The 18,294-nt window shown below is 75.0% G+C and carries 17 protein-coding genes; 10 read left to right on the top strand and 7 right to left on the bottom strand.

What is annotated here, in order from left to right; all coding sequences use genetic code 11:
• Positions 1 to 68: 68 nt before the first annotated feature.
• Positions 69 to 635, bottom strand: coding sequence for a hypothetical protein (locus tag ACSNN9_RS09110; RefSeq protein WP_436672483.1), 567 nt, complete (start codon positions 633 to 635; stop codon positions 69 to 71).
• A gap of 201 nt (positions 636 to 836) precedes the next feature.
• Here ACSNN9_RS09110 and ACSNN9_RS09105 point away from each other — a divergent pair, with 201 nt between their 5' ends.
• Complete coding sequence (locus ACSNN9_RS09105) at positions 837 to 1,535, top strand: CBS domain-containing protein (protein WP_436672482.1); 699 nt, start codon at positions 837 to 839, stop codon at positions 1,533 to 1,535.
• Positions 1,536 to 1,833: 298 nt separating this feature from the next.
• Positions 1,834 to 2,721, top strand: coding sequence for a TerC family protein (locus ACSNN9_RS09100; RefSeq protein ID WP_436672485.1), 888 nt, complete (start codon positions 1,834 to 1,836; stop codon positions 2,719 to 2,721).
• A 35-nt stretch (positions 2,722 to 2,756) separates the two neighbouring features.
• Here ACSNN9_RS09100 and ACSNN9_RS09095 read toward each other — a convergent pair whose 3' ends face one another.
• Positions 2,757 to 3,485, bottom strand: coding sequence for a helical backbone metal receptor (locus ACSNN9_RS09095; protein WP_436672480.1), 729 nt, complete (start codon positions 3,483 to 3,485; stop codon positions 2,757 to 2,759).
• Between the two features lie 144 nt (positions 3,486 to 3,629).
• Between ACSNN9_RS09095 and ACSNN9_RS09090 the strand changes: the two genes are divergently transcribed.
• A complete protein-coding gene (locus ACSNN9_RS09090; RefSeq protein ID WP_436672479.1) occupies positions 3,630 to 4,511 on the top strand; it encodes a phytanoyl-CoA dioxygenase family protein in 882 nt (293 codons plus the stop codon).
• A gap of 22 nt (positions 4,512 to 4,533) precedes the next feature.
• Here the strand turns inward: ACSNN9_RS09090 and ACSNN9_RS09085 are convergent, their stop codons facing one another.
• Complete coding sequence (locus tag ACSNN9_RS09085; RefSeq protein WP_436672477.1) at positions 4,534 to 5,100, bottom strand: GNAT family N-acetyltransferase; 567 nt, start codon at positions 5,098 to 5,100, stop codon at positions 4,534 to 4,536.
• 156 nt (positions 5,101 to 5,256) lie between these two features.
• Here ACSNN9_RS09085 and ACSNN9_RS09080 point away from each other — a divergent pair, with 156 nt between their 5' ends.
• The gene (locus ACSNN9_RS09080) at positions 5,257 to 6,141 is read left to right on the top strand and encodes a hypothetical protein (RefSeq protein WP_436672476.1); all 885 of its coding nucleotides are present in this window, start codon (positions 5,257 to 5,259) and stop codon (positions 6,139 to 6,141) included.
• A gap of 501 nt (positions 6,142 to 6,642) precedes the next feature.
• On the opposite strand, the gene ACSNN9_RS09075 is transcribed toward ACSNN9_RS09080, so the two are convergent.
• Together ACSNN9_RS09075 and ACSNN9_RS09070 are read right to left on the bottom strand one after the other, a co-directional pair.
• Entirely contained in the window at positions 6,643 to 6,990 is a 348-nt protein-coding gene (locus tag ACSNN9_RS09075) for a histone-like nucleoid-structuring protein Lsr2 (protein ID WP_350927678.1), read from the bottom strand.
• Between the two features lie 136 nt (positions 6,991 to 7,126).
• Complete coding sequence (locus ACSNN9_RS09070; protein ID WP_436672474.1) at positions 7,127 to 7,768, bottom strand: response regulator transcription factor; 642 nt, start codon at positions 7,766 to 7,768, stop codon at positions 7,127 to 7,129.
• 65 nt (positions 7,769 to 7,833) lie between these two features.
• On the opposite strand from ACSNN9_RS09070, the gene ACSNN9_RS09065 reads away from it, so the two are divergent.
• The 5 genes from ACSNN9_RS09065 (at position 7,834) to lon (ending at position 13,348) form a co-directional block, all read left to right on the top strand.
• Complete coding sequence (locus tag ACSNN9_RS09065) at positions 7,834 to 8,565, top strand: sensor histidine kinase (RefSeq protein ID WP_436672473.1); 732 nt, start codon at positions 7,834 to 7,836, stop codon at positions 8,563 to 8,565.
• Between the two features lie 86 nt (positions 8,566 to 8,651).
• The gene (locus ACSNN9_RS09060; protein ID WP_357882513.1) at positions 8,652 to 9,521 is read left to right on the top strand and encodes a manganese catalase family protein; all 870 of its coding nucleotides are present in this window, start codon (positions 8,652 to 8,654) and stop codon (positions 9,519 to 9,521) included.
• Between the two features lie 69 nt (positions 9,522 to 9,590).
• Positions 9,591 to 10,697 carry a putative manganese transporter gene (locus ACSNN9_RS09055; protein ID WP_436672471.1) on the top strand — a complete coding sequence of 369 codons (1,107 nt, stop codon included), beginning with the start codon at positions 9,591 to 9,593 and terminating at the stop codon, positions 10,695 to 10,697.
• Positions 10,698 to 10,721: 24 nt separating this feature from the next.
• Positions 10,722 to 10,979, top strand: coding sequence for a hypothetical protein (locus ACSNN9_RS09050; RefSeq protein ID WP_436672469.1), 258 nt, complete (start codon positions 10,722 to 10,724; stop codon positions 10,977 to 10,979).
• A gap of 38 nt (positions 10,980 to 11,017) precedes the next feature.
• Entirely contained in the window at positions 11,018 to 13,348 is a 2,331-nt protein-coding gene (lon, locus tag ACSNN9_RS09045) for an endopeptidase La (RefSeq protein WP_436672467.1), read from the top strand.
• 88 nt (positions 13,349 to 13,436) lie between these two features.
• On the opposite strand, the gene ACSNN9_RS09040 is transcribed toward lon, so the two are convergent.
• Positions 13,437 to 15,233: a DEAD/DEAH box helicase gene (locus ACSNN9_RS09040; protein ID WP_436672465.1), complete on the bottom strand. Its 1,797-nt coding sequence runs from the start codon at positions 15,231 to 15,233 to the stop codon at positions 13,437 to 13,439.
• Between the two features lie 113 nt (positions 15,234 to 15,346).
• Between ACSNN9_RS09040 and ACSNN9_RS09035 the strand changes: the two genes are divergently transcribed.
• Positions 15,347 to 15,901, top strand: a complete 555-nt coding sequence (locus tag ACSNN9_RS09035; RefSeq protein WP_436672464.1) for a 2'-5' RNA ligase family protein — start codon at positions 15,347 to 15,349, stop codon at positions 15,899 to 15,901.
• Positions 15,902 to 15,950: 49 nt separating this feature from the next.
• Here the strand turns inward: ACSNN9_RS09035 and ACSNN9_RS09030 are convergent, their stop codons facing one another.
• A complete protein-coding gene (locus ACSNN9_RS09030; protein WP_436672463.1) occupies positions 15,951 to 18,170 on the bottom strand; it encodes a family 43 glycosylhydrolase in 2,220 nt (739 codons plus the stop codon).
• Positions 18,171 to 18,294: the final 124 nt, after the last annotated feature.

Genomic DNA, 18,294 nt, shown 5'->3' with positions numbered 1-18,294 from the left:
CGGGGCGGGCACGCGGAAGCGGGGGGCACCGGTGGTGACGCCCGCTGGTGGGTAGGTGCCGCGCCCGGTCACCGCAGCCAGGGGAAGCGGCGCACGATCGGGAGCCTGGCCCACGTCGCGCCCAGGCCGAGGGTCGCGCCGGCGTTGACCAGTGCGAGCCCGACCAGCAGTGCCGCGTTGAGCAGGTGGTCGTCCATGAAGGGGTTGTTCTCGGGAGGCAGGACGACCGTCCACATCATCACGTAGAGCACCGCGCCGGCGACGGCGGCCAGGCGCATCCCGATGCCGAGCAGCAGCGCGACGCCGATCGCGGCCAGGCCGACCATGAAGAGCACGTCGGCCCAGGCGGCCCCGGCGATGCCGTGGTAGAAGTCCGCGAACGGACCCGCCGCGCCGAAGGTCAGGAAGCCCTTGGTCGGGCTGCCGCCGTTGATCCAGGCGTTCTTCGCCTCGGTGGCGAACCCCAGACCGAAGACCTTGTCCAGGAACGCCCAGAGGAAGGTCCACCCGAGGGCGATCCGGATGCCGGCGAAGACGTACCGGGCTGCCCGCTCCCTGGTGGTCTCGCCGACGTGCCGGGTCTCCGCGACCGGAGCGTCGGTCCTGGTGGTGGTGCGCTCGATCGTCGCGGCCATTCTCTCCACGTCCCTTCGTGTGCCTCGCACCGCGCTTTCCCGGTGGCATCTCCATTGGACGCCCACCGGCGGCCGGCGGGCAGGGCCGACCGGGCCCTACCGGACCGGGACCTTGGACCCCTCCTGGCCCGGTCCGGCGGCCCTGACCCGGCGGGCCGCCGCGGCCGTAGCGTCGCGGGTGGGAACGACAGGGAGGTCGTGATGAGGACATGGCAGGTGGGCGACGTGATGACCCGGGAGGTCGCGACGGTGGGGGAGGAGACCCCCTACCGGGAGATCGTCGACGCGTTGGTCCGGCGGGGCATCAGCGGGGTGCCCGTGGTGGACGGCTTCCGTCGGGTCCTCGGCGTGGTGTCCGAGTCGGATCTGCTGCACAAGGTCGAGCGGGCCGGCCGTCCGGACGAGCGGCGGGTCTTCGAGGGGCGGCGGCGCCGCGCCGCCCGGGAGAAGGCCGACGCCCTGCTGGCGCGTGACCTGATGACCGCCCCGCCGGTGACCACCTGGCCGGAGGCGACGATCTCCGCCGCCGCCCGACAGATGGACCAGGAGTCGGTCAAGCGGCTGCCGGTGCTCGACGACCTGGGCCGGCTCGTCGGCATCGTCACGCGCGGCGACCTGCTGCGGGTGCACCTGCGCAGCGACGCCGAGATCCGCGAGGACGTGGTGCAGGAGGTGCTGCGCCGGGTGCTCGCGGTACGGGACGGGCTGGTCACGGTCCGAGTGCGCGACGGCGAGGTGACGCTCGACGGCCGGTTGGACCGGCGCAGCGCCGTCGAGCTGGCGGGCCGGCTGGCCGGGCAGGTCAGCGGCGTGGTCCGGGTGATCAGCACCCTCGCCTACGACGCCGACGACACCGCGCTCGTCGACCTGGACGCGGCCCGGAGCACCCCGGTGGCCTGACGCCCGTACGGCCGTCCGCCCGACATCCGTGCGCGCCGGCCGGCCGGCGGCACCGACTTGGCCGGTCGGCCGTCGGCCGGTGGGCGGCTCGCCTAGGCTCGGGATCGGACGCGCTGCGGGCCCGCCGCCGGGTCGCCGGAGGGGCCCGCGCCGCAGGCCGCCGGGCGCACCCGCGCCGGCCGTGCCGCGCGTCGGGAGCGCAGCCGCCGTCGGGGGATGCGGAGGACGCCGGGTGGACGAGGCGACGTTCGCGGCACCCCTCTGGGCCTGGGCGGCGGTGGGCGCGGTCATCGCCGTCATGCTCGCGGTGGACATGCTCTCCCACCGCGACAACCACGTGATCGAACTGCGCGAGGCGCTGCTGTGGAGCGGCATCTGGATCGCGGCGGGGCTCACCTTCGGCCTGGTGATCTGGCTCTGGCGGGGCGGCGAGCCGGCCGTGGCGTACTTCTCCGGCTACCTGCTGGAGAAGGCGCTCTCCGTCGACAACGTCTTCGTCTTCGCGCTGCTGTTCGGGTACTTCCGGGTGCCCGCCGCGTACCAGCACAAGGTGCTCTTCTGGGGGGTCGTCGGCGCGCTCACCTTCCGGCTGGCCTTCATCTTCGCCGGCGCGGAGCTGCTGGAGCGGCTGGCCTGGGCCGGCGTCGTGCTCGGCGCCTTCCTGATCTGGACGGGGTGGCGACTCGCGGTACGCGGCGAGCCGGACGTCGACCCCGACCGCAACGTCGCGGTCCGGGCGTTCCGGCGGCTGGTGCCCACGGAGCCCGGCTACCACGGCGGCCGGTTCACCGTCCGGGTCGGCGGCCGGCGCCGGGCCACGCTACTGCTGGTGGCGCTGGTCGCCATCGAGGCCACCGACGTGGTCTTCGCGATCGACTCGGTGGCGGCCATCCTGGCCATCACCACCGACACGTTCCTCGTCTGGACGGCGACCGCGTTCGCCGTGCTCGGCCTGCGCAGCCTGTACTTCTGCCTGGCCGGGCTGCTGCGGCACTTCGGCTACCTGCGGTACGGGCTGGCCGTGCTGCTGGCCTTCGCCGGGGCGAAGCTGATCCTGGCCGAGACGCCGGTCGGGAAGCTGCCGGTCTGGTTGACCCTCGCGGTGGTGGTGCTGACGCTGTCGATCGCGATCGGGTGGAGCGTGTTCGACGCCCGTCGGGAGCGGCGCCGGCGCGCGGGCGGCTGACCGCGCGTCCACCGGTCGCGGCCGGGCCCCGGCGCTCAGCCCGCCCGAACCACCGGGTCGGCGAGCTGGGCGGAGAGCACGGCGGGTGCTTCGGCGAGCGACGGGCCGTACCAGGTCAGGTGCCTGCCGGAGAGCAGCGCGCAGGGGGTGCCGGGGAACGCCTCCGGCCCGTCGTCGGCGGTGAAGCGGTACGGCTCGTCGGGCAGCACGACCAGCTCCGGCGCGCGGGCGCGCAGCTCGTCGAGGGTCGGCCGGGGATAGCGCTCGACGTCGTCGGCGTACACGTTGGTCACGCCGAGCCGGCGCAGCACGTCGCCGGCGAAGGTGTCGGCGCCGAGCACCACCCACGGCCGTCGCCAGACCGGCACCACCGCCCGGCGGGACGGCCGGGCCGTGGGCAGCCCGGACCACGCCCGGCGGGCCGCGGCGAGCCAGTCGGGTTCGGCCGGGGCGCCCAGGTCGCGGAGCAGGTGCGCCAGCTCGGTCAGCGCCTCGTCGACGGTACGCGGGTAGGTCACCCGCACCGGCACGCCGGCGGCGGCCAGCGCCTCGGCGTCCTCCCGGCGGTTCTCCTCGACGTTGAGCAGGACCAGGTCGGGCCGCAGCGCGAGCACCCGGTCCAGGTCGGGGTACTTGCTTCCGCCGACCCGCGCGACGTCGAGCCCGGCGGGGTGGGTGCACCAGTCCGTGGCGCCGACCAGCAGACCCGGCTGGGTCAGGGCGACGGCCTCGGTCAGCGACGGCACCAGCGACACGACCCGCACCCCGCGCACCTCCCCGGTTCCGTGCGCCGACCGCCGGCGCACGGGTCGATCATGCCCCGACCCGTGGCGCGGGTCGCGGCCCGGGCGACCCTTGCGACGTCTCTACAACGTTGTAATACTCGGCTGGTCCCGTCAGGAGGTTCGATGAGGTCCCACTCCACCGCGCCCGCGCCCGCGCCCGCGCCGCGCGCCGACCAGCCCGCCGCCCCCGTCGAGGAGGAGGTCCCCCTGGAGGCGCTCGGCGACCTCTACCGTGACGGCATCACCGCGTGCCGGGGCGCCTTCGCCGTGGACTGGGTGGAGCGCGTCGGCGAGGACGTCGACGCCGCGTTCCGGGAGGCCCGCTCCCGCCCCGACGGCGCGGTCGGCCGCGGCCCGCAACGGTGGTACGTGGAGATCCACCCCGAGCAGTTGCGCGGGTTCGTCGACCTGGTGACCCACCCCTGGGTGGCCTCGGTGTGCCGGGCCGTGCTCGGTCCCGACTACCAGATCGTCGAGCTCGGATTCGACATCCCGTTCCCCGGCGCGGTCATGCAGCCGTGGCACCGGGACTTCCCGATGCCGGAGGACACCCGCCGGCAGCGGCGGCTGACCTCGCTGGCCTTCAACCTGACCACCGTGGACACGGTGGAGGAGATGGGCCCGTTCGAGATCGCCCCGGGCACCCAGTGGGACGACGGGCGGGACTTCGACCACCAGATGTTCCCGCCCAGGGAGCGCTACCCCCGCTACGAACAACGGGCGGTCCGCAAGTACCCGCAGCGCGGCGACATCTCCGCCCGCTCCGCGCTGACCATCCACCGCGGCACGCCGAACGTCTCCGCCCTGTCCCGACCGGTGCTGGTGCTCGGTGTCGACGCGCCGGGAGCGGGCAACGCCGACCACCACGACATGGCGGTCACCCGGGGGTACTGGGAGAGCCTGCCCGAGCAGGTGCGCGCGCACCTGTCCTGCCCGGTGGTCGACGCCCTGACGCCGATCCGGCAGAAGCACACCATCGAGGGCCTGGTGATGGGCGCGGAGTAGCCCGGCGCGGGCCCGTGGGCGGCTAGTCGGTGGTGGGGCGCAGCCAGCGCTGCCGGGTCAGCGCATACTCCACCTCGCCGTGCTCCGCGCCGTCGATCATGTCCGGCCAGTCTCCGACGTACGTCCGCACGAGCCGCAGCCCGGCCTTCGCCATGACCCGACGCGAGGCGGCGTTGACGGTCATCGTGTTCGCGGTGACCCGCTGCACGCCGAGCTCGGTGAAGCCCTTGTCGATCAACGCCCGGCAGCCCTCGGTGGCGAGACCGACCCCCCAGGCGGCCCGGCGCAGCCGGTAGCCCAGCTCCACCTCCCGGGCGTCGCCGTCACGGGTCGGGCGGAACTCGAACCAGCCCAGGAAGTCGTCCGACTCCCGGCCCAGCGCCGCCCACCACCCCAGCCCGGGCGGACGCCGGTAGTGGGCGAGGATCCGGGGCAGGACACGCTCCCGGACGACCTCGGGCGGAGTGGGGCGCCCGCCGGTGAGGTACCGCATCACCTCGGGGTCGCCGTCCAGCTCGACGAGCAGGTCGGCGTCGTCGGGGGTGAACTCGCGCAGCACCAGCCGCGGGGTGCTCAGGAAGACGCTCACCCGCCCATCCCACCGGCGCGGGCGGGGGGCCTCAAACGAATTCCTCCGGTACGGCCCGAGGGGCACCGCCACCGAGCCGGTCATGATCGACGGCCTAGACTCGCCCCGGCCGACGAGTCGGCCTCCGATCGGCGGCGGGACGGACGGGTCAGGCGGATGACGAGCACCGGTGGTGGGGACGGCTCCTGGCTGCGGGCGGTTGCCGGCGACGGCGGGCGCGGCCCGCTGCTCGCCCGGGGCGGCCAGCTCGTGCACGGCCCCCGCCGGCTCGGCGAGTTGGTGCACGGGCGTCCGCCGGGCGTCACCGGCAGCCAGTGGAGCACGGCCCTGCGGGAGGGCTACGACCTCGTCGTCTGTGCCGCCGACACGGCCCGGCCGGTGTTCGCCGTCGAGATCGGTCCCGTCGCGCCCCCCGGCTCCGCCGGGCAGCGGGTCGAGCGGCTGAAGAACGCGGTCGCCGAGGCGGTCGGTCTGGCGGTGCTGCGGATCGGGTCGCCGACGCTGCGCGCCGATGCCCACGGGTGCCGGATCGTGGCGTACGTGATCGACGCGCGGGGGTACGCGGCCCTCGGCGCGGGGGAGCCCGACGACGCCGGCGTGCCCCCGGTCGGCTTCCGCGACATTCTCGGCCGGCTGCCCGACGGGCGCACCGGTCACGTCAACGACCTCGGTGCCCTGGCCCGGGCCGCCGCCGTCGAGGCGTACGTGGCGCGGCGGCTGGTCGACCCGATCGTGCGCGGGTTGCACGTGCGCTGGGCCGGCGGGCCGGCCGAGGGGTGGAGCTGGGTGCAGGTGCGTCCCGGCGCCTGCCTCGTGGAGCGGGTGACGGTGCACGAGCGGCGCGTCTCCGCGGGGGTGAATCCGGGGCGGCTGGCCGAGGACCTGGCGGCGGTGGCCGTCGGCGAGCGGATGCGCGCGCTGGACGCGGCCGAGCCGGTGCTGACGCCCCGGGACGAGTTGCTGGCCGAGATCCGGCGGCTGGAGTCCCGGCAGGACGAGATGACGGACGGCTTCGCGTTCGCCCACCTCTGCGCGGACTGACCAGCCCCGCCTCGGCACCCGACCGCCCGCAGCGCCCGCGTGCCCGACGCGCCCCGCCGGCCCGACCGACACCAGGTGGACGCCGAGGTGGATGGCGACGAAACCGCCCAGCCGGTTGATCAGCGTGGCCGTCCAGAGGCACCACAAGGTGCGGGGCAAGCCGCCGGCCGTCTGGCGCCACCGGTGCGTCGTCCGCCATCCCCGAGATCGGTACCGGTAATGCCCGACAAAGCTGTCGCTCATTACGCTCGGGAAGTGCGACGAACCCGGTCGCGGCGGTCTGATCGTGGCGACGATCACGCCCGCGGGGCGAGGGCGGCCGGTTGTCGACCGGCGGTCTTGCGAGGCGCCGATGGCCGAAGCGGCGAATGGGTCGGGCCGAGAATGTGCCCGCGACCGGGTGCCGGTCGTGCGAATGGACGGTCATGGGAAAAGACCGGCGGGGCCGCGCTGATTCCTCAGCGTGACCCCGCACGAGCCCGAGCGTGAGCCCGGTGCCGGTCAGCGGTTCTTGTACGCCTCGACGACCTCGACCGGGATGCGGCCACGCTCGGAAATCTTGTAGCCGTTCTTGGTGGCCCATTCCCGGATGGCCCGGTTCTGCTCCCGGTCCATTCCCGAACCGCCCGGCGTGCCCGCCCGGCGGGGCGCCCGCCCGGTGTCGACGGATCCGCGACCGATCCGCCGGCCAGCGTTGATGTACGGGTCGAGGGCCTTACGCAGCACGCCCGCGTTCTCGTCGGAGACGTCGATGGTGTAGGCCACCCCGTCCAGACTGAACTCGACGGTCCGGTCGGCCTTTCCGCCGTCGAGGTCGTCGGTCAAGACCGTGATTACTTTTCTCGCCATCGTCAATTACTCCCTGTGTGGGGCGGGGTGTGGTCAAAGTTTGACGTATCCCACGGCGAATCCGCAACAATGCGCGTCGTCCTCATTTCGACAGGTCGCGTTATCGCGGGAAAACGGCTCGGCGCAAAGCCCGGGTTCAGTCACCGAGCAGACCGGCGTGGCCGGCGAGCGCCGCCGCCTCGGCCCGGGTGGAGACCCGCAACTTCCGCAGCAGCGCGGCCGTCATCCGCTTCACGGTGCGTTCCGAGACGTGCATCCGTTCGGCGATCTCGAGGGTGCTGCGGCCCGCCGCGATGGCCCGCAGCATGGCCCGTTCCTCGTCGTCGAGGTCGACCGGGGCCGCCCGGCCGGGACGCAGCAGCGCGCGCAGCAGGTGCCCCGGCAGCACCGCCCAGCCGTCGAGGACGGCCAGCAGCGGGGGCAGCAGCTCCTCCGGCTCGGCGGTCTTCGGCAGGTACCCCTCGGCGCCGGCGCGCAGCGCCTCCAGGGCGGGAGCCGGGTCCTCCGCGCCCGACATCGCCACCACCCGCACCCGGGGCGTGGTGCGCCGGATCGCCGCCACCGCCCGGATCCCGCCCGGCGGCGGCATGTGCAGGTCGACCAGCGCCAGGTCGGGCAGGCAGCGGCTGACCAACGAGGCGGCGGCCGACGCGTCGCCGGTGGAGCCCACCACCTCCGCCCGCCCGTCGGTCGTGGCCGGCAGCAGCAGTTCCAGCCCGCGGACGAACAGCGGGTGGTCGTCCACGACGGCCAGCCGGACGACGGGGGGAGCGGGCATGTCTGGTCCGTTCCCGAGCGGGTACCGATCATGCGGCCGTGGGCCGAACGAGGGAGGTCGGGCGGATGCGCGGACGGCACGGGGGGCGGGGACCGCTGCGGGTGCTCCGGTGGGCGGGGCCCGAACCCGGTCCGGCCGACCCGGCGGCCCTGGACACCGACCCGGAACTGCTGCTGCGCGTGCTCTGCCACGAGTTCCGCACCCCGGTCAGTGCCCTCACCTCGCTCACCCGGGCGCTCGCCGACGACCGGCTCCCGCTCACCGGCGACGACCGGCGTGCCATCACCGCGCTGGCCCACGAGCAGGCCGTACACCTGCAGGGCCTGCTGCGCGACGCGGCCGCCGGCACCGGGGCCCTCGCGCCGGCGGCGGACCCGGCGGCGCCGCTGGCGGAGGTCCTGCGCGGCGCGGCGGCCCTGGTGCCCCCGCACCGGCGGCTGACCGGGGTGACCCGGCGGGCCGGGGCGTGCCCGGTGCCGCGGCGCCGGACCCGGCAGGTGGTGACCAACCTGGTGGAGAACGCGCTGCGGCACGGTCCGGCCGAGGGCCGGATCGGCATCCACGCCGCGCTCGGCCGCTCCGGTCTGCGCATCGTCGTCACCGACGAGGGGCGGATCGACCCCACCCTCGTCGAGGCGCTCTGCCGGCCCGCTCCCGCCGCCGGGCCCTCCGGGCTCGGGCTGTGGATCGTCCGGCGGCTGCTCGCCGCCGACGGGGGACGCCTGCGCCTGCACCGGCTTCGACCGCGCGGGGTGGCCATCGAGGTGGTGCTGCCCGCGTCCCCGGCGACAGGTTGACCCCGCCGGGCCGCCGGTTGGCCCGATGGGGCCGCCCGTCGCGGGAACCGCCTCGGTGACAGCCCGACCGGCACCGAGGAGGACACGTGTTCAGCCACATCAAGGACCTGCAGTTCGAGGCCAAGCCGGACGGCCCGGACGCCGCGTTCGCCCGCCGGCTCCAGGAGATCCTGGGCGGCAAGTGGGGCGAGATGACCGTCGCCAACCAGTACCTCTACCAGGGCTGGAACTGCCGCCTGCCAGGCAAGTACAAGGACCTGTTCCTCGACGTCGGCACCGAGGAGATGGGCCACGTCGAGATGATCGCCACGATGATCACCCGGCTGCTGGAGAACGCGCCGCTGTCGTTGCAGGAGGCCGCCGCCGACAACCCGATGGTGGGGGCGATCTACGGCGGGTCCAACCCGGCGCACTTCATCCACGGCGGCGGCGGCGCCCTGCCGGCCGACAGCAACGGCGTGCCCTGGAACGGCGCCTTCATCACCGCCAGCGGCAACCTGATGGCCGACTTCCAGCTCAACGTCACCGCCGAGGCGCAGGGCCGGCTCCAGGTGGCCCGGCTGTTCAACATGACCGACGACCCCGGGGTCAAGAACATGCTGCGCTTCCTGCTGGCCCGCGACACCATGCACCAGAACATGTGGATGGCGGCCATCGAGCAGCTCAAGGAGGACGGCCTGGAGGAGATGCCGGTGCCGGACGCGTTCCCCGACTCCAAGGAGTTCACCGAGAAGTTCAGCTACACGTACCTGGACTTCTCGCCGGGCACCGACGCGTCGGAGGGACGCTGGGCGTCCGGGCCGGCACCCGACGGCAAGGGCGAGTTCCGCTACGACCACAGCCCGCGCGCGCACGCGCCCGAGCCGGTCCTGCCGCCCGGCGACCCGCGGCTCTACGGCACGAACCCGGGCCTCGCCAAGGGCGCCGTCAACAAGGTCAAGAGCAAGCTCACCTGACGTCGTCGCGCCGGGCCGTCCGCGAGCGGCGGGCGGCCCCGGCGGCCCCGTACCCGCAGGAGGTGTGCCGTGACCGAACTCGTGCTCCGCCCGCTCGCGGACGCGTTCATGCAGGTGGGTGTCTACGTCGCCGTCATGGTGGCCCTCTTCGGCTGGCTGCGCTGGCGCTACGGCGACCGGGTCACCGACGGGCTCACCAGCCGGCCCCGGCTCGGTCCGCTGGTCGGCGCCCTGCTCGGCGTCAGCCCCGGCTGCGGCGGGGCGATCATCCTGATGCCGCTGTACGCCCGGGGGAAGGTCTCCTTCGGCACCGTGGTCGCCGCCCTGGCGGCCACCATGGGGGACTCGTCGTGGGTGGTGCTGGCCTGGAACCCGGTGTTCGCCCTCCAGATCCACGCGCTGCTCTTCGCGGTCGGCCTGGTGACCGGGTACGTCGTCGACGCGCTCGGCATCGACCCGGCCCGCGCGGCCGACCGCCGGGTCGCCGCCGCGCCCGCGCCGGTCGGCCTGGCCGCCGCGGGCGGGCCGGACCTGGCCGGGTCGCGGCGGCTGCCCGGCGGGCTGCTGCCCCGCGTGCCGGCGTCCACGGCGTTCTGGGGGCTGACCACGCCGGCGTTCGCGGTGTCGGTGCCGGTGGTCTTCCAACTGGTCGACCCGGGCGCGCTGACGCGGTCCCTCGGGGGCGTCGACCCGTACCTGGCGCTAGGGGTGCTCGGCTCGCTGACCGCGGCGCTGATCTTCGCCGCCGGGCGGGGGCGGCTGGCCGACGACAGCCTGGAGACGGCGCAGCCCCGGTCGCTGCGGGAGACGCTGCGGCACAGTGCGCACGAGGCGTCCTTCGTCACCGTCTGGGTCGCCGTGGCGTACCTGGGCTGGCAGGTGGTGACCACGACGACCGGCTTCGACGGCTCGCAGCTCGCCCTCACCGGGCTCGTCGGCGTGCTGGTCGGCGCGGGCATCGGCCTCATCCCCGGCTGCGCGGTGCAGATCGTCTTCACCGGCCTGTACGTCAGCGGCGGCCTGCCGCTGCCCACGCTGGTCGCCAACGCGATCAGCCAGGACGGCGACGCGCTGATCCCGCTCGCCGCGCTGCGCCGGCATTCGGCGGCGCTCGCCACCGTCGTCACCACCGTCCCGGCGGCGGCCGTCGGCGCCGCCCTGCTCGTCCTGCTCTGATCCCGTACGGAGGGAGAAACCCCGATGCCCGTCGCGATCCCGATCGCCCGCGCCCGGCGCAAGCTCGTCGTCTTCGCCGTGCTGACCGGCGTGGCCGCGCTGGCCGGCCTGCCGGGCTGGACCGTCGCCGCGCTGGCGCTGACCTGCCTGGCGATCCCGCTCGCCGTGGCGGCGGCCGGGGGCGCCGGACTGGCCCGTGAGCTGCTGCGCCCGACGCGCGGCGCGGCGGCACCGAGTGGCCTGGGTCACAACCCGGAACAAGGGGAACGCTTTGTTACTTGAGTTGGACACGCTCAACTCAACGCGATAGCAGGTGTTCGATGGCAACTCTCCCGGTACTTCCCCTGACCGACGCCGTGCTCCTGCCCGGCATGGTGATCCCGGTGACCCTCGACCCGACCACCCAGGCCGCCGTCGACGCGGCCCGCGCCACCGGCGAGGGCAAGCTGCTCGCCGTGCCCCGCCTCGACGGCGAGTACGGCCCCGTCGGCGCGGTCGCCACCATCGAGAAGGTCGGCCGGCTGCCCAGCGGCGAACCGGCCGCCGTGGTGCGCGGCCTGTCCCGCGCCCGGATCGGCTCGGGCGTGCCCGGGCCCGGCGCGGCGCTCTGGGTCGAGGCGACCGAACTCGACGAACCCGCTCCCGCCGGCCGCGCCCGCGAGCTCGCCCGCGAGTACCGCGCCCTCATGACGTCCGTGCTCCAGCAGCGCGGGGCCTGGCAGGTCATCGACGCGATCGAGCGGATGACCGACCTCTCCGAGCTTGCCGACTCGGCCGGCTACGTGTCCTGGCTCAGCCTGGCCCAGAAGACCGAGCTGCTCGCCGCCGGAGACGTCACCGCCCGGCTGGAACTGCTCGTCGGCTGGGTGAAGGACCACCTGGCCGAGCAGGAGATCGCCGAGCAGATCAGCACCGACGTCCGCGAGGGACTGGAGAAGTCCCAGCGGGAGTTCCTGCTCCGTCAGCAGCTCTCCGCGATCCGCAAGGAACTCGGCGAGGACGAGCCGGACGGCTCCGCCGACTACCGGGCCCGCGTCGAGGCCGCCGACCTGCCCGACAAGGTCCGCGAGGCGGCCCTGCGCGAGGTCGGCAAGCTGGAGCGGGCCAGCGACGCCTCCCCGGAGGCGGGCTGGATCCGGACCTGGCTCGACACGGTGCTGGAGATGCCGTGGGGCACCCGTACCGAGGACAACACGGACCTGGCCGCGGCCCGCGCCGTGCTCGACGCCGATCACGCCGGCCTGGCCGACGTGAAGGACCGCATCCTGGAGTACCTCGCCGTGCGCAACCGGCGGGCCGAGCGCAACCTCGGCGTCGTCGGCGGCCGGGGCTCCGGCGCGGTGCTCGCCCTCGCCGGCCCGCCCGGCGTCGGCAAGACCAGCCTCGGCGAGTCGATCGCCCACGCGCTCGGCCGCAACTTCGTGCGGGTCTCCCTCGGCGGCGTGCGCGACGAGGCCGAGATCCGCGGCCACCGGCGCACCTACGTCGGCGCGCTGCCCGGCCGGATCGTGCGCGCCCTGCGCGAGGCCGGCTCGATGAACCCGGTCGTGCTCCTCGACGAGGTCGACAAGCTCGCCGTCGGCTACTCCGGCGACCCGGCCGCCGCCCTGCTCGAGGTGCTCGACCCGGCGCAGAACCACACCTTCCGCGACCACTACCTCGAGGTCGACCTCGACCTGTCCGACGTGCTCTTCCTGGCCACCGCCAACGTGGTGGAGGCCGTCCCCGGCCCGCTGCTGGACCGGATGGAGCTGGTCACCCTCGACGGGTACACGGAGGAGGAGAAGGTCGCCATCGCCCGGGACCACCTGCTGCCCCGGCAGCGGGAGCGGGCCGGGCTCACCGCCGAGGAGGTCGCCGTCGCCGACGACGCCCTAGCCCGGATCGCGGGCGAGTACACCCGGGAGGCCGGCGTACGGCAGCTCGAACGCTCCCTGGCGAAGATCCTCCGCAAGGTCGCGGTGGCCCTGGCGACCGACCCGGCACCGGTCCGCGTCGACACCGGCAACCTCGCCACCTACCTCGGGCGGCCGAAGTTCACCCCGGAGTCGGCGGAACGCACGGCCGTGCCCGGCGTCGCCACCGGCCTGGCGGTCACCGGAGCCGGGGGAGACGTGCTCTTCATCGAGGCCACCAGCATGGAGGGCGAACCGGGGCTGACGCTGACCGGCCAGCTCGGCGACGTCATGAAGGAGTCGGCGCACATCGCCCTGTCGTACCTGCGCTCCAACGGACGCCGGCTCGGGCTGGACCCGAACGCCCTCGCCGGGCGGCGGATCCACCTGCACGTGCCGGCGGGCGCGGTGCCCAAGGACGGCCCCAGCGCGGGCATCACCATGGTGACCGCCCTGGCGTCGCTGGCCAGCGGCCGGCCGGTGCGGCCCGAGTTCGGGATGACCGGCGAGGTGACCCTCTCCGGCCGGGTACTGCCCATCGGCGGGGTCAAGCAGAAGCTGCTCGCCGCCCACCGGGCGGGCCTGACCGAGGTGATCATCCCGGCCCGCAACGAGCCGGACCTGGACGACCTGCCCGCCGAGGTCCGGGAGGCGCTGACCGTGCACACCCTGGCCGACGTCGCCGACGTGCTCGCCCTGGCGCTGCGCCCGGCCGACGCCGACACCCGCCCCGATCCGGCGCTGGCCGCCGCCTGAGGCGTGCGGAAGGGCCCCCTGTCGACGCCTCGCGCGCGGCACGGGGGCCCTTCCCGCGCGTGCGGAAGGGCCCCGTGCCCGCACCGTCCTAGCGGCGGTCGCGCCGGTCGAAGTCGCGGTCGCGGCGCTCGCGCCGGTCGGCCCCGTCGAAGCGGTGCTCGCCGCCGCCGTCGCCGTCACGGTCCCGGCGTACGGTCGCCTTGCGGCCCTTGATGGTGCTGCCCCGCAACCCGGCGATCACCTCGTCGGCGACACTCTGGGGCACCTCCACCAGCGAGAACCGGTCGGCGATCTCGATCGAGCCGATGTCCCGGCCGCTGACCCCGGTCTCACCGGTGATCGCGCCCACCAGGTCCTGCGGCCGGACCCCGGCGCGCCGGCCCAGCCCGATGAAGACCTGGGTGGTGCCACCGGTGCGGGGCCGGGCGCCGCCCCGGCGCTCGCCCCGGCCGCCGGTCTCGGGCCGCCCCTCGCGCGGGCCCCGGACGGGGACCTGGGGGATCTCCTCCTCGTCGTCCGAGCCGGGCGACGTCGCCTCGTGCGCCAGCTTGACCGCCGCGAGGGCCACCTCCACCAGGTCGAACTCGTCGGTCAACGACTCGACGATCGCCCGGTACGGGTCGAGGTCGTCCTCCAGCAGGCTCTCCCGCAGGGCGCCCTGGGTCAGCTCCAACCGCCGGGTGCGCATGTCCGCCACCGTCGGGATCTTGTCGATGGCGATCCGCTGGCCGGTGACCCGCTCGATGGTCTTGAGCATCCGGTGCTCGCGCGGCTCGGCGAGGGTGATCGCCACGCCCTCCCGCCCGGCCCGACCGACCCGGCCGATGCGGTGCACGTACGACTCGGGGGCCGACGGGACGTCGTAGTTGACCACGTGGGTGAGCTGCTCGACGTCCAGGCCGCGGGCGGCCACGTCGGTGGCCACCAGCAGGTCCGCGGTGCCCGTGCGCAGCCGGCCCATCACCCGGTCGCGCTGCTCCTGGCTCATCCCGCCGTGCAGCGCCTCGGCCCGGTAGCCCCGGCCGTTCATGGTCTCGGTGAGCCGGTCGACCTCCTCGCGGCTGCGGCAGAAGACGATCGCGGCGGTGGGGGACTCGACGTCCAGCACCCGCCCCAGCGCCGCCGGCTTGTGCGCCCGGGCGACGATGTACGCGCTCTGCCGCACCCGGGGCGCCTCGCCGGCCACCTGCTGTTCGCGGGCGATGAGGATGCGTACCGGGTCGGTCAGGTGCTTGCGGGCCAGCCCGTCGATGCGCGCCGGCATCGTCGCCGAGAAGAGCACCGTCTGCCGCTGTGCCGGCGCGTGCTCCAGGATCGCCTCGATGTCCTCGGCGAAGCCCATGTCGAGCATCTCGTCGGCCTCGTCGAGCACCACCGTGGCCAGCGAGCCCAGGTCGAGCGTGCCGCGGGCGATGTGGTCGAGCGCGCGGCCCGGGGTGGCGACCACGACGTCCACCCCGAGGTCGAGGGCGCGCAGCTGCCGGCCGATCGGCTGCCCGCCGTAGATCGGCAGCACCCGCGCGCCCAGGTCCTTGCCGTAGCGGTGGAACGCCTCGGAGACCTGCACCGCGAGCTCGCGGGTGGGCACCAGCACGAGCGCCACCGGGGCGCCGCCGCGCCGGTCGTCGGGCATCCGCTGCAACAGCGGCAGCGCGAAGGCGGCCGTCTTGCCCGTACCCGTCGCGGCCTGGCCCAGCAGGTCCCGACCGGCCAGCAGGGGCGGGATGGCCTCCCGCTGGATCGGGGTGGGCTCCTCGTAGCCCAGGGCGGTCAGCGCGCCCAGCAACTCGGTGCGCAGCCCGAGGTCCGCGAAGGCGCTCGTGTCGTCGAGGGCGTCGGGGCCGGGCTCGGTGGGCGGGTCGTGCCGTACGGGTGCGGAACTCATGCCGTCAAGCTTTTCATCACCGCCGCGACGCCGTTTCGCCGACCGGCACAACACGCGCCGGGGCGGGTCCGGCGGGCGCCCGTCGCCGTGTCCCGGCGGGCTAGCCTGGCGGCGTGCGTACGGTCGAACTGGTCTGCTCGCCCGACCTGGAGGCCGCGCTGCGCGGCGCCTGGGAGCGGCTGGCCGCGGTGGGGCTGCCCAGCCTGGCGCGCAACGCCCACCCGACGAACCGGCCGCACCTGACCCTCGCCGCGGTCGACGGGTTCCCGCCCGGCGCGCAGCGGCGGCTGGTCGACCTGTTCGACGCGGCGTTGCCGCTGCCGGTGCGGCTGGACCGGATCGCGGTGCTCGACGGCAGCGCCCCGCTGGTGTGGCTGGTGCACCCGTCGCCGGAGCTGACCGCCCTGCACGCCGCGGTCTGGGACGTCCTCGCCGGGGCGCCCGGACAGCGCCCCTGGCACGCGCCGGGGCGCTGGCAGCCGCACCTGAGCCTGGCGCTGCGCTTCCGCGACGCCGACCGCCGGCTGGCCCGCGCGGTGGCGGGCGTCGACCGCCCCGACGGCACCTTCGTCGCCGGGCGCAGCTACGACGGGCAGACCCGCACGGTCAGCCCGCTCGGCGGTGCCGACCCGGTGGGGGCGCCGGGCCGGCCGCCGCGGGGCGCCTGAGACGCGATCGGGCCCCCGCCGGGTCTGGCGGGGGCCCGATCGCGGGGGTTCAGCGGTGGAAGCGCAGGTAGTCGAAGTGCGCGGTGACCGCCGGGTCGGCGCCGCCGTGCGCGACCAGCCCGATCCGGGGGGTGGTGTCGGCCGGGAAGGTCCACACCCCGCCCCACGTCCAGTTCCGCCCGTCCCGGCTGGAGCCGGCGCGGAACTCGTGCTCGCCGGTCTCCGGGTCGACCCGGTGCGCCAGCCGCAGCCAGGTGGTGGTCGCCGGGGTGCCGACGATGTTGCCCCCGTAGACCGGCTGGCCGGCGAAGGGCAGCTCGTAGCCGTACTCCACCTGCCGGGTGTTCCAGATGGCGACCTGCGCCAGCCGGGCGAACCGGTCGTCGTCGACGTAGGCGACCAGCCCGGCCTGCTGGTAGTTGCGGACGGTCTCCTCGCCGAGGTCCAGGGTCACCTTCGTCTCCACGACGTAGTCGCCGCCGGGCGCGTCGCGCAGCAGCACGCCGGCGGTGTTGCCGGTGCCGGTCAGGTCGGCGCCCTGCACCGGCCAGCGCAGCGCCCCGCCGGACACGGTGGCCGCAGGGTCCTGCCGGACCCACCGCCACGCCGGGTCCAGCCCGCCGGTGAACTCGTCGGAGAACGCGGGCAACAGGCGGCCCGCCCGCGGCTCGGGGGCCGCCTGCCGCACCGGTCGGTGCAGCCGGGCGACGCTGACGTTGTCGAACCCGGCGGCCCCGCCGGTCGCGGTGAGCGTGAGCCGGCCGGCCACCGGCCGCGTCAGCCGCAGCGACACCACCGCCAGTTGGTCGCCGAGCCGGGCCGGGCTCAGCTCGGCCACCAGGTGCCGGCCGCGTACCTCGACGGCGAGGTGGTGCCCGGCCGCGGCGTCGAAGCCGGCGGGCAGCGGCGCGCTCGCGGTGTGGGCGCCGTCGCGGGCGACCAGCCGGCCGGCGGCGGCGTCCACCCGCACCGAGACCCGGTCGCCGAGCGTGACCCCGGCCGCCCCGGTCGCGGGAAGCCTCAGGTCGGCCTCCACCCGCACGTCCCCGCCCACGGTCGTACGGCTGGTCAGCGCGCCGCTGCCGGTGAGCCGGCCGTCGGCGACCCGCCAGTCCCCGGCGCCGCGTCGCCAGCCGGCCAGCCCGGCGTCGAAGCGCTCGTCGATCCGCCCGGTGGTGACCGGTGCGGGCCGGGCGCCCCCGGAGGGACCGGCGCCGGCGTTCACCGTCGGCCAGCCGTCGATCCAGTCGAGGCGGTCCAGCAGCATCGGTCGCTCGTTGATGCCGAACGGCTCGTCCAGGTACGGGTCGGCCCGGTCGATCGCGTGGTAGACGATCCAGTCCTGGCCGGAGAGGTCGGTGAGGAAGCCGTTGTGGCCGGTGCCGATCCACCGGTTGCCGTTCTGGGTGAGCACCGGCGTGCCGCCGGCCCGGGAGGCGGTCAGCGCGATGCCGTCGCGGTCGACGAACGGCCCGCGCGGGTCGCGGGAGCGGCCGACGTGGACGGAGTAGCCGGTGGCCGGGCCGGCGCAGCAGTTGGCCGTGGAGGCGAACAGGTAGTACCAGCCGTCGTGGCGCACCACGTGGCTGCCCTCGAACTTGTTGTCGATGGCGACCGGGGTGGGCGTGCCGACCGCGCGCAGCCCGTCGGGGGAGAGCTCGGTCACCGAGATGCCGCCGTAGTAGCTGCCGTGGTAGAGGTAGTGGCGGCCGTCGACGTCGGTGAACTGGCTCGGGTCGATGGTCCACAGCCAGCCGCCGCCACCGCCGGGCCGCGGCGCGACCACGGGCTCGTCGGCGAAGGTCCACGGACCGGTCGGGGTCGGCGCGGTGGCCGCGCCGACGGCGAAGTCACCGCCGTCGGGGGAGACGGTCGTGTCGGTGACGGTCACGTACATGACCCAGCGGTCGCCGATCCGGCGCACGTCGGGGGCCCAGAAACCGGCGCCGGGCGCCGCGTACGCCGGGCGCTGGTCGGCGCCGAAGGCGTCCCCGACGTACGTCCAGTCGACCAGGTCGGCCGAGCGGGCGGTGGGAACCCGGTGGAACGTCCCCTCGCCCTCGCGCAGCGGATCGGTGGTGCCGTACGCGTACCAGAAACCGTCCTCACCACGGACGATCACCGGGTCGGCGAAGGTGTCGGCGAACCCGGCCGAGACGGGGTTGCGGTAGCGGGGCTCGGGTGCGGCGGCGGCCGGCGCGGACGCCGTCGCGGCCAGGACCAGACCGGCGACGGCGGCGAGCGCCCCGGCGCGGCGGAGATGTCCCATCAGACCTGCCTCAGGTGCGAGAGATGTCGACCAGGATCGGTGCGTGTCCGTTTGTACAACGTTGGATACAACGTTGTAAAGACTCGACGGACGTGCGGTGGGCGCCGGAAGGTGCCCGTGTCAG

Source organism: Micromonospora sp. URMC 107 (assembly GCF_051386315.1).
Classification (GTDB): Bacteria; Actinomycetota; Actinomycetes; order Mycobacteriales; family Micromonosporaceae; genus Micromonospora.
This window is presented reverse-complemented; position numbering and strand designations above follow the sequence as displayed.